The following is a 13,092-nucleotide window of genomic DNA, read 5'->3' on the forward strand; positions in this document are numbered from 1 at the left end:
TAACGCACTCATTAACGCCCAGGTCTCCCTGGGCGTTTTTGTGTGCTGCCTCGCTTGACCGATTAGTCAATAATTCGGCACACTCAGCGTTGCCTTGTATACAACACACCATAACTAAGAGGCCTATCATGGCGGCTGCCAGCACTTACTACCCGTGGTACAAAAAAGAAGATACCGACGCCTTCTTTGCGCTATTTCAAAACAACATCGCCAACTTTGTGATTATTGCGATCACGATGCTGGGCATGGGGTTTCCCTCCTCTATTGTCTACGGTCAAGTGCTGCCGGGCGCTGCGGTAGCGGTAATGGTGGGCAATTTCTACTATGCGTGGGCCGCGGCAAGGCTGGCACGCAAAGAGAACCGCGCCGATGTCACGGCCCTCTCTTATGGCATCTCAACACCGGTGATGTTCGTATTTCTATTCGGCGTATTACTACCCGCCAAACAACTCACCGGCGATGCGGAAATGGCCTGGAAAGTGGCCGTTGCGGCCTGCTTTATTAGCGGCGCCATTGAAGCCACCATCAGTGTGATTGGCCGCTGGGTACAGCATCACCTGCCAAGAGCCGCTATGCTGGGTGCCGTTGCCGGTGTCGCGCTAACGTTCATTGCTGGGGAAATGCTGTTCAAGACACTGGAAATGCCGATTATTGGTCTGCTGGTGTTAGCGATCATTATTGTTGGCCTAGTCGCAAGAGTGAGCATGCCGTTTAAACTGCCCACCTCGCTATTCGCCATTATCGTCGGTACCGCCATGGCCTATTTGATTGGCGACGCCGGTACCGAGCGCTTTAGCGATGCGTTCACTCACTTAGGTTTTTATCCGCTGCTGCCCAACCTAGCCTGGTTTGAAGGGCTGGGATTGCTGCTAACCAGCATGCTGGCGGTACTCACCGTGGTGCTGCCAATTACGCTCTATAACGCCATTGAGACGATGAACAACGTAGAGGCGATGGAGGCTGCGGGCGATAAGTACGATGTTCGCGAGTGCCAGGCGGTGGATGGCGCGGGCACTATGATTGGCGCACTGTTTGGCGGCGTCTTTCCTACCACGGTCTATATTGCCACCGTGGGGGCCAAGTGGATGGGCGCTGGCCGCGGCTATAGCCTGCTCAATGGCGCGGTGTATGCGCTGGCCACGATGTTCGGTTTAATCGCCGCTTTAGCCGCGATTATTCCTGTTTCAGTCGTCGCGCCCATTTTGGTGTTTGTCGGTATGTCGATGATTGCCACCGCTTTCCAGGCCAACGACACGCGCTACTACCCTGCCGTGGCGCTGGCCATGCTGCCCTACTTCGCCAACTATGTAATGACACGCTTTAACCGCGGGGCTGGCGAGGTCGTCACCGATATATCCAGCGCCATTGTAGTGATGGGCCAAGGCGCCATGTTTATGGCTATTCTGCTCGGTGCCATGACGGTGTCAGTGATTGACCACCAATTCCGAAGGGCAGCGGCCTTCGCTGCCATTGCCGCTGGCTTTTCGTTCGTTGGACTGATGCACGCCCCAGAGCTGGCCTTAAATGCCGCCCCTGAATTTGTGATGGGCTACCTGGGTATGGCGCTGCTGTTTATGTACTTTTCGTTTCAGGAAGCGGCACGCAAGCGTTAATTGACGAATCCCGCCTGCCGGTGCGGGCGGGATAAAATACGTCTCATCACTTGCCATGCCATTAAACCCGCCAGCAGATTCCCCACGGCGGCGCCCGCAGCTAAGCCCCACCAACCGAAAAATTGCGAGCCCAGCCATAAACAGGGCAAATAGCAAACAAACAATCGCGCGCTGGATAGCAGCATGGCACGTAACGGCCAACCTAATGCGTTGCCCGCTGACACCACCAGCATACACACGCCCAACGCGGCGTAGCTGGGTAGCAGAAAGCGAACCAACAGCGTCAGTTCGCTTTGCACATCCGGGCTGCCCGCTAGCGCCATGGCCAGCCAGGGAGCCCCTAACGCCAGTATCACGCCCAGGCCTAGCTGCCAAACTAGCGCGACCTTAACCGCCAAACGCATCAGCTGTTGTATCTGCCCCCAATCACCGGCGCCGTAGCAGCGCCCTAGCCATGGCGGCAGCGACATGGTCATGGCCAGTATCACCATCAGCGAGAGTGTTTCCAAGCGGCTCGCTAAGCCCCAGGCCGCTACCTCACTTTCGCCCAGGCCCGCCACAACAGAAATGGCCAACATGGCTGCCAACGGCGGCATCAGTTGGCTGACCATTGCGGGTGCGGCAATACCGGTAAACGGCCGCCACGACTGTTTGGCCTCTAACCACAGGCCGTGCTGAGCAGCCCACTGGCGTTTGAGTAATTTACGCGTGGTCACCAGCAGCCCCACTGAAAATGCAATCGCCGTCGCCCAGGCAGCACCAGGTAAACCCCAACCTTGCCAATCGCCGACACCAAAAATCAGCAGTGGATCAAGCACAAGGTTAACAAGGCTACTGAGCACCATCATTTTGCCCGGTAGGCGAGTATCTCCATGGGCGCGAAAAACACTGTAGCTAAAATACAGCAGTGCCCCCAGCCAAGCCGATAACAGCTGTGGGCCCCAGTAAATTCGGATGTAGCCAAGGGTCGTTTCATCAGCGCCCAGCAGTTGGAAAATAGCCACATGAAAGAGCCATAAAGCGATGGCCAATAGCCCAATCACTCCACCACCTGCCATTAACACCAAACTGCTTAACCGCTTGGCGCGCGCCTCTTCACCCGCGCCCAGTGCCCGCGAAATAAGTGCGGCAATCGCAATCCCCATGCCCACCTGGATACCGATAATCAGAAATGACAGCGGAAAGGTGAACGACTGTGCGGCGAGCGGAGCAGTACCCAAACGGGCAACAAAGGCGCTATCAACAAGTTGAAAACCCAATAGCGCCAACACCCCAATGGCCATTGGCCATGTTTGGCGCCATAGGGTTATCGCCAACTCTTTTTGATGCATGACGGCTGCCAAGCACTCTCTCCTTAGTTGAATGATGTTTGATGTGCGATTTAACGTAAAGCGCCACCGCCCTTTAAAGGGCGGTGGCGCAAGGACTGCGGTAGGTTATTACTGACGAATGCCTTCGAACGTCACGTATAGCTCCAGCTCATGCATAGCTTCAGGGAAGTCACTCAGGTCGATGCCATAATCGCTCAGCGTCAATGTAGTGCTGCCCTCCAAGCCAGCGCGGTAGTTGCCCCACGGGTCGTCGCCTTCACCCATTAGCTTAACCGGCATTTCAATTTCTTGGGTTTCGCCGTTCAGGGTTAGATCGCCGGAGAGTACACCTTCGTCGTCGCCGTTAGACTCAAAGCCAGTCGAAGTGAAGGTAGCGGTAGGGTGTTCGCTAGCATTGAGGAAGTCTTCGCTCAAGATATGACGATCACGCTCAGCATGGTTGCTGTTCAGGCTATCAACCTGCACTTCGATCTCCGCCGACGAGGCGTCAAGGTCTTCAGGGTCGTATGAGAACTGACCATCAAACTCTTCAAAGCTACCTAAAATATGCGAAAAACCCAGGTGGTTAATTTTGAATTGAATAAAGGCGTGCTGGCCTTCGGTATCAATTTGGTAATCAGCTGCTTGCGCCTGGCTTAAGGGGACTAGGGCTGCAGCGGCAATCGCAGAGGCAAATGCAGTCTTCTTTAACATAGTAAACAACTCCTTGGGTTACTGAATAAACACTGTGACAAGCGGATATCACCCTCACAGCGGTCAAAAGGTATCTATTTTAATGCTTTGGTTCATTGCGCAGGCTGTAAGTTGGATTCAGCATGCGTGACAGCGTTGAGTGCTTGTCTAGCCAGTGATGCTTGAGCGCTGCGAGCGCATGACCGCCGGCTAAAATCATCAGCGCCAAAGCGCTGTACCAATGAATCTCGCCCGCAAGACTCGCTTGGTTGGGTAAGTCGTAAAGCAAGGCAGGCACCTCGAACCAACCGAATACGCTTACTCCACGACCATTGGCGGTAGAAATCAAATAGCCACTAATCATGACTACTAATATAAGCACGTAAAGGAAAATATGACCTAAATGGGCGGCCATAGTTTCTACACGGCGCCCCTCTGCTTTTGGCGTTGGTTGCGCAAAGCGCCATACAAGGCGCGCCACCGTGGCTGCTAGCAATAACATCCCGATTGAGCGGTGTACCCAAGGCCCTTGATTATACCAAGGGTCATAATACCCAAGCCCTGTCATCCACCAACCTAATGCAAACAGACCAATAATCGCCAGTGCGCTTAACCAATGGAACAGGATGCTGATTAATCCCCACCCGCTGCGACTATTCTGCCACATTGCTGTTTTCCCTTTTTGGCGCTATCCGTTAGCGATTTGATAATAGGAAGCATATCGCTTAATGGCACCGAAAACCGCTGAAAAAAGCAGAATACACCATTCGTAAAAACCACTGGTTGGCGAATGCCTTGCACAATCACCATAAAAAAACCGGCCAACTGCTGGGCCGGTTGGAAATCAAACTAGGCGTTAATGCGCCGCCAACGCATCCAAGCCGCGCGCTAAGTCACGCTGAATATCTTCCTGGCTCTCAAGGCCTACGGCTACCCGGATTAACCCTGGAGCGATTCCAGCGGCAGCTTTTTGGGTATCCGAAAGGCGCCCATGAGTCGTCGTTGCAGGATGGGTAATGGTGGTTTTAACATCGCCTAGGTTACTCGTGATAGAGAGCATACGGGTCGCATCGATCACCTGCCAAGCGCCCTCTTGGCCGCCCTTCACTTCAAAGCCCAATACCGCACCAAAGCCCTTTTGCTGCTGCTTGGCCAAATCGTGCTGGGGATGATCTTGCAAGCCACTGTAAAATACTTGGGTAACTGCTGGGTGCGCGTCGAGCCAGCGCGCCAGGGTCAAGGCGTTTTCACAGTGGGCATTCATCCGCAGCGACAGGGTTTCCAGGCCTTTGGTAAAAATCCACGCGTTGAAGGGGCTCAGACAGGGCCCACAAGTGCGCACCACGCCGAATACCTCTTCAAGCAGCGCATGACTACCTACCACGGCGCCACCGATGGCACGGCCTTGACCGTCCAGGTATTTGGTCGCCGAGTGAATAACCAAATCAGCGCCTAACGCCAGCGGTTGCTGAAGGGCCGGGGTCAGAAAGCAGTTATCAATCGCCAGCAGCGCACCGTGGCGCTTTGCCAACGCCGCTAGCGCCGAGATATCGGCAATTTCTGACAGCGGATTAGACGGCGTTTCAGCAAACAGTAGCCGCGTATTAGGGGTAATCGCCGCTTCCCAGGCAGAAATATTGGAAAGCTCCACATAACGCGTGGTGATACCCAACTTACCCAAATATTTGTCAAACAGGCTCACCGTTGAGCCAAACAGCGACCGAGAGGCGACAATCTCGTCACCTGCTGAAAGCAGCGCCAGCGCGGTGGAGAGAATTGCCGACATGCCCGAGCTGGTAGCCACGCAGCGCTCGCCGCCTTCAAGGGCCGCCAAGCGACGCTCAAAGGTATGCACCGTTGGGTTGGTAAAGCGCGAGTAAACGTTGCCCGGCTCCTGCCCACCGAACTTGCGCGCCGCTTCGGCAGCGCTTTCGTAAACGAAGCTCGACGTCGGAAAAATGGGCTCCGCGTGCTCCTGCTCAAAAGTGCGCTGGTGTCCCGCACGGATCGCCAGCGTCTCTAGTGACCACTCATCCTGATGATTGTCTTCCTGGTGATTGCAATCCTGCATAAAATTTACCTCCTAATCGTCCAGGTCGTCGTCCTGATTATGCATACCGACCAGGGCATGATCACCGGCACTCTGATCTTTGGCAGAGTCGTTGCGGCTGGCTTCCAACTCGGCGAGGTAGGCGTCGTCGATATCGCCTGTCACGTACTTGCCATCAAATACCGAGCAATCAAACTCTTCCATATCAGGATTAAATTCGCGGCAAGCCGCTTTTAGGTCTTCCAATGTTTGATAGAAAATACGATCAGCGCCAATCAAATCACCGACTTCTTCTTCACTACGACCATGGGCGATCAGCTCCGACGCTGCCGGCATGTCGATGCCATACACGTTAGGGAACCGCACCGGCGGCGCTGCTGAGGCAAAATAGACCTTACCCGCCCCTGCATCACGGGCCATCTGAATAATCTGCTTACAGGTGGTGCCACGCACAATCGAGTCGTCCACGAGCAGGACGTTTTTGCCTTTAAACTCGACATCAATGGCATTGAGTTTTTGGCGCACCGACTTTTTACGCTGAGTTTGCCCCGGCATAATGAAGGTCCGCCCGATGTAGCGGTTCTTCATAAATCCTTCGCGATAAGTCACCCCAAGGTGCTGAGCCATTTCCAGCGCAGAGGTGCGCGAGGTATCCGGAATCGGAATCACTACATCAATATCGTGATCCGGCCACTCATTTAAGATGCGGTCACCCAGCTTGCGGCCCATCTGCATGCGGGTGCCATATACGTAGGCACCGTCTAACAGTGAGTCAGGGCGGGCAAGATAGACATGCTCGAAGATGCACGAACGCAGTTGCGGGCGATCCGCGCAAACCTGGGTGTGAATATTACCCTCGATATCGACAAAGATGGCTTCACCGGGCGATAAATCGCGCTCAAGCTCAAAGCCACCCACATCCAGGGCAACGGACTCAGAAGCAATCATGACCGCCTGACCGTTTTCTTCTTCGCGGGTGCCAAATACTACCGGACGAATACCGAAGGGGTCGCGGAATGCCACCATACCGAAGCCATTAATAATCGCCACGGCCGCATAACCACCCTTGCAACGACGATGTACGCGGCGCACGGCGTCAAAAATATCTTCCGCTTCCAGGTGTAAGCCCTGCTTGCCTAGCTCATGGGCAAACACGTTGAGCAACACTTCAGAATCGGAGCTGGTATTGATGTGGCGTAAATCGGTGGAGAACAGCTCTTGCTTCAACTGCTCTGAGTTGGTCAGGTTGCCGTTATGCGCCAGCGCAATACCGTAAGGGGAGTTAACATAGAACGGTTGCGACTCGGCTTCGCTCGAAGAGCCTGCCGTCGGGTAACGCACGTGACCAATGCCTAGATTACCTTTTAAGCGCGCCATATGACGGGTATGAAATACGTCACGTACCAAGCCATTACTCTTGCGCAGTAGGAAGCGTCCCTCGTTCCACGTCATCATGCCGGCAGCGTCCTGGCCACGATGCTGAAGTACGGTCAGGGCATCGTAGATTCCCTGATTTACCGCCTGCTTGCCCAGAAGGCCCACTATACCGCACATTCACGTTACCTCGCTTAATGCCATGGCTCGCCTATACCTAAGCAAGCCCGAACGTTCGTAGAATCGATTTCAGTAACAGGTCAATCACCTGTCGGGATAACATCGCGCTCCGCCGCACCGGGCAGGCGCAGTTCGGGTAGAGAAATATCGCGCAGCGACGCTGGCGCCTCAGGCAACTCTCGATCCCACTGATCTAACTGGCTCACCGCCCAATCGCGCAGTTGAATAAAGGTCGGGCGCAGCTCGGCTTGCTGCCACGCCTGCAGCTCCGCCAGCGGCGTAAGGGTAATCAGCACCGTAGCGATAAGCAAAATAACCGCCCCGCGGGCAACGCCAAAAGCGGCCCCCGCCACGCGGTTCAAAAGGCCCATGCCCACCCATTCTATCGCGGCATGCACCAAGCGAATCACTATGCCGCAAAGCAAAATAACCGCAAAAATCACCAATATAAAAGCGAGTACTAAACGAGCATCAAAGCTATCGATAAACCCGCTCATCAGTTCGGCCACTGGCTCGGCGAGCACTCGGGCAACCATTAAGGCGACGACCCAGGCGGCCAGTCCCAACGCTTCGCGTACAAATCCTCTGACGAACCCGGCTAACATAGACAGTGTCAGCACGGCCAAGAAAACCGCATCAATCCAGGTTAACGCCATGGTTAATCTCTTACCCGTACAAGCAGTCCTTGCACATTGGCCCGCTCTTTAATCGACGTCATAGCGGCTTCGCCATCTTCAGAGGTCGCGTAAGGACCAACAAATACGGTAGTCATACGGTTATCACGCTCACGCTGATAAACGCTAAAGCCCTCTGCGGAGAGCTGCTCACTCAATCGCCGAGCATTCGCCGCTTCTCCAAAGCTACCCACCTGGACTGCCCACTCCCCCTGAGCGGTAGACGATGGGCTCGAAGTGCTTGGTGACGAGCTCTTAGTGCTGTTTTCTCCGCTACCACTATTGCTGGCGATTAAATCCGCAATGGGATCGCTATCAACCGGCTCCGGTGCTTCATCGGGCTCGCTGGAACCCGCTGTTTCTTCGCGGCTCGGCGACCGATTAGCAGCAGCGATTTGATCAGTTTGCGGCAAGCGAGGATTAGCGTCGATATCGGCTTGACCGTCTTCGTTTTCCCCACTTGATGCAGGTGATAACGGGTCGTTAATGGATGAAGGCCTCTCGGGCGCGGGCACGTCACGGCGCTCCACCTCCACCGGTTGCTCAATCACAAAGCTCGGCTGCGGCCGATCTTCCCGTGGCGCGGGGTCACTCATTAACCATGGCACAATAATTGCCAGCAGCGCGAGTAAAATCACAATACCGCTAATGCGTTCCGTTTTACCGTATTTCATTTCCGTCTCCATCAAGCGACGCAACGCCTGTTGGCAGTGGCCGAGCTAACAATGCCGCGACTGTAAAGAACGACCCGGTAGCCAAGACACGATCATTGGGCGTTAGCACTTTGGCGAGCCAATCGACGCCTGCTTGCGGCGTTTCGGCGCAAAAGTGAACTCGCCCTCCCTGAGCTATTATACGTTGTGCCAGCGCTGTCGCCTGGCACCCTCGCTCATCTGGCAACGTTACGCATACCCAATCGCTAATGCGCTCCGCAAGTGCCTTTATAACACCGTCTACATCTTTATCGTTCAACATGCCGATAAGCCCCCACTGCTGACCGCCCTGTGGCGGTGGCGGCAGGTGGTTAGCGATATATTCAGCGGCGTGGGGGTTATGCCCAACATCCAAACACCAAGGCCCAATCCACTGCAAGCGACCGGCCAATTGCACCGTGCTAAGCGCCTTTCTGACCTTAGACTCATCAAGCGCTAAGCCTGTAAGCACGAGCGCCTGTAAGGCAGTAGCCACATTATCGATGGGCAGGCCAGGGTCGGGAAGCTCGTCGATAACGATACGAGCACCATCTGCTTTGTGCCCTTGCCAACGCCATTCAGCACGCTCACTAGTAACCACTTGATGCTCGAAGTGGTGACCCAAAACAAACGCCGGCGCCGCCAGTGCCTGGGCACATTCAGCGACGCTTGCGGGCAGCGTTTGGCTACCCAGTACAGCCGGGCGGCCCGCACGGAAAATACCGGCCTTTTCACGTCCAATCTGAGCCAGATCGGTGCCTAGAAAGTTAGCATGATCCTGAGCGATGGTCGTCACGATGGCCACATCGGTATCGATAATATTGACGGCATCAAGGCGCCCGCCCAAGCCCACTTCAAGTACCGCAAGATCAAGCCCTGCGCCCGCTAAGCACCACAAACCGCACAGCGTACCCGCTTCAAAATAGCTCAGGCTGATTTCAGGCTGTTGCAAACGGGCGCGCTCAACCTGCTCAAAACCCTGTACAAGCAGCTGATCATCGGCTTCCTGACCATCGATTTTGACGCGCTCGTTATAGCGCAGTAAATGGGGAGAGGTATAGGTACCCACTCGCTGACCGTGGGCGCGGGCAATGTTATCGATTATGGCAAGGGTCGAGCCCTTGCCATTGGTACCCGCTACCGTGATAACGCAAGCAGCGATAGGGCTTGAAAACAGCCCCATGCGCTTTGCCACCTGCGAGACCCGCTCCAGGCCAAGATCAATTCCTACCGGGTGCAGCGTCTCCAAATGCCGGAGCCACTGCGGTAGAGAGTGCGGTTCTTGAGAGTATGGCCCTAGAGAGTCAGGCATTGCGCGTATGATCGTCACTCTTGGTGGAGGGAGCATCACCTTTCGCCGTATCTACCTTGTGAAAAGTAGTATCTTCGGCATCGGCTAACACGGGCTCCTCAACGGTTGGCTCAGAAGCATCAATCTCGTCGATATTCTGCGTGTTCACGGGAGAAGCGTCATGGTGAGTGAGCTTGCGCAGTACGCTGCCAACTCGTTCACGCATTTCATGGCGATGGACGATCATATCGACAGTGCCGTGTTCAAGCAGAAACTCACTGCGCTGAAAACCTTCTGGCAGCGTCTCACGCACCGTTTGCTCGATAACCCGTGGGCCGGCAAAACCAATCAAGGCGTTAGGTTCAGCAATATTCAAATCACCCAGCATGGCCAGCGATGCAGAAACGCCGCCAAAGACAGGGTCCGTGAGCACGGAGATATACGGCACGCCTTCTTGCTTGAGCTTTTCAAGCGCGGCGGATGTTTTGGCCATCTGCATCAGCGAGAACAGTGCTTCCTGCATGCGCGCCCCACCCGAGGCAGCAAAACAGACCAGCGGGATATTCTCTTCCAACGCCAGCGTAGCGGCACGCACAAACTTCTCACCGACCACTGCCCCCATCGAGCCGCCCATAAAGGTGAACTCAAAGGCAACAGCCACCAGCGGCAGACCGTCTAGCTCACCGCGCATAGCCACCAGTGCGTCTTTCTCGCCGGTATCTTTTTGCGCTGCGGTCAGGCGGTCTTTGTACTTTTTAGAGTCGCGAAATTTCAACCGATCAATAGGCTCGATCTCTGCAGCGATCTCTTCACGCCCTGCTTTATCCAAGAACCAGTCCAAGCGTTTACGTGCCGTCAAGCGCAGGTGATGATCGCACTTGGGGCATACGCTGTTATGTTTCTCTAACTCGGGGAGGTAAAGAACCGCTTCGCACTTGGGACATTTACGCCAGAGGCCGTCGGGCACGCTAGCGCGACGGTCTTTACGCTGGATACGACCCATGGAGGGTACGATCTTGTCTAACCAGCTCATATCAAAAAGGCTTCCGTTATACGTCAACGCCTGGCAAAACCAGACTTGATGAGTGTCGTTAATCTATTCAGTATAGGCGATAAAGCGTGCTGCTTTAGGCATCCATCGCCGTACGCATCTCTGCTAATACACTTTTCAACTGGCCCGCAATGGTTTCCGGCGCATCGACGCTTTCCGCAATGCGGTTAACCAACGCGCTGCCTACAATCACACCATCGGCAACTTTAGCGACTTCCGCAGCGGTCGCACCATCGCGGATGCCGAAACCAACACATAGCGGTAAATCGGTCATGCCGCGCAACGGTGCCAGGTGCTCGGCGACATCGTCTGCGTTCAGGGTGGCAGCACCGGTCACGCCTTTCAGCGAAACATAGTACAGGTAGCCTTCGCCGTGGGCGCATATTGTAGCGGCACGCTGATGTGAAGTGGTAGGCGCAACGAGAAAAATCGCTGCTAAATCACGCGATTTCAGCAATGGACCAATCTCGTCGGCCTCTTCTGGCGGCATATCAACAATCAATACGCCGTCGACGCCCACGCTGGCAGCCTGATCGGCAAAGTTCTCGTAGCCAATTCGTTCAATGGGGTTTAAATACCCCATAAGTACTACCGGCGTGGTGGTATCGGTTTGGCGAAACTCTTTGACCATCTGTATAAGGTCAACCAGCCGTGTGCCCTGCTTTAAGGCACGCTCACAAGCTTTTTGAATCACCGGGCCATCGGCCATGGGATCGGAAAAAGGTACGCCTAGTTCAATTATATCGGCGCCCGCCTCCACCAGGGCATGCATAAAGTCTACGGTATACTGCGGCGCTGGGTCCCCTGCGGTGATGTAAGGGATCAGGGCCTTACGACCCTGCTGCTTAAGTTCACTGAAACGCTGATCAATACGGTTCATGCTCGCCCTTAAAATTCGATGCCGTCAATCTTAGCAACGGTCATGATGTCTTTGTCGCCACGCCCGGAGAGGTTGACCACGATATGCTGGTCAGGACGCATCGTGGGCGCCAATACCTTGGCATGGGCCAGCGCATGGGCTGATTCAAGCGCTGGCATAATACCTTCCATATGGGTCAACTCACGGAACGCTTCCAGCACTTCCGTATCGTTAGCCGTCACGTAAGTGACCCGCCCCACATCCTTCCAGAGTGCGTGCTCAGGGCCCACGCCAGGATAATCCAGGCCAGCAGAAATGGAGTGCGTATCAGACACCTGACCGGCTTCATCTGACATTAAATAGGTACGGTTGCCGTGCAGTACACCGCGTGGCGCATTGGATGCCAGCGGCGCCGCATGGCGGCCAGTTTCAACACCATCGCCACCAGCTTCAACGCCGTACATCGCCACGTCGTCATCTTCCACAAATGGGTAGAACAGCCCCAGGGCGTTGGAACCGCCGCCCACGCAGGCAATCAGTGCATCGGGTAGGCAGCCAATCTGTTCCAGCGATTGGCGACGCGCTTCACGTCCTACCACCGCGTTGAAATCGCGCACCAGCAACGGGTAAGGATGCGGGCCTGCCACGGTACCGATGATATAGAAAGTGTTATCGACGTTGGTGACCCAATCGCGCAGCGCTTCGTTCATGGCATCTTTAAGCGTGCGCGTACCGGACTCTACCGGAATGACGCGGGCACCCAATAACCGCATGCGATAAACGTTCAGCTTCTGACGCTGGACGTCTTCAGCGCCCATATAAACGTCGCACTCAAGCCCTAGCCGAGCAGCCACGGTGGCTGAAGCAACGCCATGCTGACCAGCACCGGTCTCAGCAATGATGCGTGGTTTGCCGGTCTTTTTGGCCAGCAACGCCTGGCCAATGGTGTTATTAACCTTGTGGGCACCAGTGTGATTCAAGTCTTCGCGCTTCAACCAAATCTGTGCACCGCCAAGACTCGCCGACCAGCGCTTGGCGTGATAGAGCGGCGACGGGCGCCCCACGTAGTGGGCAAGGTCGTAGTCAAACTCGGCCTGGAAGTCAGGGTCATCACGCAGGCTTAAGTAAGTTTTCTCCAACTCTTCCAACGCAAAGCTGAGAGTTTCTGACACGAACCGACCGCCGTAGGGGCCAAAATGACCACGGGCATCCGGCATTCGGGTCAGATCGCTGAATTTAGTTTTCGGAGCAGGCGTCGCAGAAACTGTCACAGAGATACCTCACAAGATGGCCAGAACAGGTAAA

At 55.1% G+C, this 13,092-nt stretch carries 12 protein-coding genes; 1 reads left to right on the plus strand and 11 read right to left on the minus strand.

The genetic code is table 11. The annotated features are described in order from the left end of the window. Window positions 1-128 precede the first annotated feature (128 nt). Window positions 129-1,613 (plus strand): NCS2 family permease, encoded by a 1,485-nt coding sequence (locus tag ACQE2I_RS10125; RefSeq protein ID WP_427027990.1) that lies wholly within the window; start codon window positions 129-131, stop codon window positions 1,611-1,613. Here ACQE2I_RS10125 and ACQE2I_RS10130 read toward each other — a convergent pair. The 11 genes from ACQE2I_RS10130 to trpB form a co-directional block, all read right to left on the minus strand. Further along, the gene (locus tag ACQE2I_RS10130) at window positions 1,610-2,944 is read right to left on the minus strand and encodes an MATE family efflux transporter (protein ID WP_427031437.1); all 1,335 of its coding nucleotides are present in this window, start codon (window positions 2,942-2,944) and stop codon (window positions 1,610-1,612) included. The two genes, ACQE2I_RS10125 and ACQE2I_RS10130, sit on opposite strands and share 4 nt — an antisense overlap. Window positions 2,945-3,052: 108 nt before the next feature. Then, a complete protein-coding gene (locus ACQE2I_RS10135; protein WP_427027991.1) occupies window positions 3,053-3,637 on the minus strand; it encodes a YceI family protein in 585 nt (194 codons plus the stop codon). A gap of 79 nt (window positions 3,638-3,716) precedes the next feature. After that, window positions 3,717-4,283 carry a cytochrome b gene (locus tag ACQE2I_RS10140; protein WP_427027992.1) on the minus strand — a complete coding sequence of 189 codons (567 nt, stop codon included), beginning with the start codon at window positions 4,281-4,283 and terminating at the stop codon, window positions 3,717-3,719. Between the two features lie 189 nt (window positions 4,284-4,472). Next, window positions 4,473-5,687: an O-succinylhomoserine sulfhydrylase gene (locus tag ACQE2I_RS10145; RefSeq protein ID WP_427027993.1), complete on the minus strand. Its 1,215-nt coding sequence runs from the start codon at window positions 5,685-5,687 to the stop codon at window positions 4,473-4,475. A 12-nt stretch (window positions 5,688-5,699) separates the two neighbouring features. After that, window positions 5,700-7,220 (minus strand): amidophosphoribosyltransferase, encoded by a 1,521-nt coding sequence (gene purF, locus ACQE2I_RS10150; RefSeq protein WP_427027994.1) that lies wholly within the window; start codon window positions 7,218-7,220, stop codon window positions 5,700-5,702. Between the two features lie 80 nt (window positions 7,221-7,300). Next, window positions 7,301-7,876, minus strand: a complete 576-nt coding sequence (locus ACQE2I_RS10155) for a CvpA family protein (RefSeq protein ID WP_427027995.1) — start codon at window positions 7,874-7,876, stop codon at window positions 7,301-7,303. A gap of 2 nt (window positions 7,877-7,878) precedes the next feature. Continuing rightward, window positions 7,879-8,568 (minus strand): SPOR domain-containing protein, encoded by a 690-nt coding sequence (locus tag ACQE2I_RS10160; protein ID WP_427027996.1) that lies wholly within the window; start codon window positions 8,566-8,568, stop codon window positions 7,879-7,881. Then, a complete protein-coding gene (gene folC / locus ACQE2I_RS10165; protein WP_427027997.1) occupies window positions 8,555-9,898 on the minus strand; it encodes a bifunctional tetrahydrofolate synthase/dihydrofolate synthase in 1,344 nt (447 codons plus the stop codon). Before folC ends, ACQE2I_RS10160 begins: the two co-directional genes overlap by 14 nt. Further along, window positions 9,891-10,910, minus strand: a complete 1,020-nt coding sequence (accD, locus tag ACQE2I_RS10170) for an acetyl-CoA carboxylase, carboxyltransferase subunit beta (RefSeq protein ID WP_427027998.1) — start codon at window positions 10,908-10,910, stop codon at window positions 9,891-9,893. Before accD ends, folC begins: the two co-directional genes overlap by 8 nt. Before the next feature lie 94 nt (window positions 10,911-11,004). Then, window positions 11,005-11,808 carry a tryptophan synthase subunit alpha gene (gene trpA / locus ACQE2I_RS10175; protein WP_427027999.1) on the minus strand — a complete coding sequence of 268 codons (804 nt, stop codon included), beginning with the start codon at window positions 11,806-11,808 and terminating at the stop codon, window positions 11,005-11,007. Between the two features lie 8 nt (window positions 11,809-11,816). Further along, entirely contained in the window at window positions 11,817-13,004 is a 1,188-nt protein-coding gene (gene trpB, locus ACQE2I_RS10180; protein ID WP_427031439.1) for a tryptophan synthase subunit beta, read from the minus strand. Window positions 13,005-13,092 lie beyond the last annotated feature (88 nt).

Source organism: Halomonas sp. H2, assembly GCF_050215315.1.
Lineage (GTDB): Bacteria > Pseudomonadota > Gammaproteobacteria > Pseudomonadales > Halomonadaceae > Vreelandella.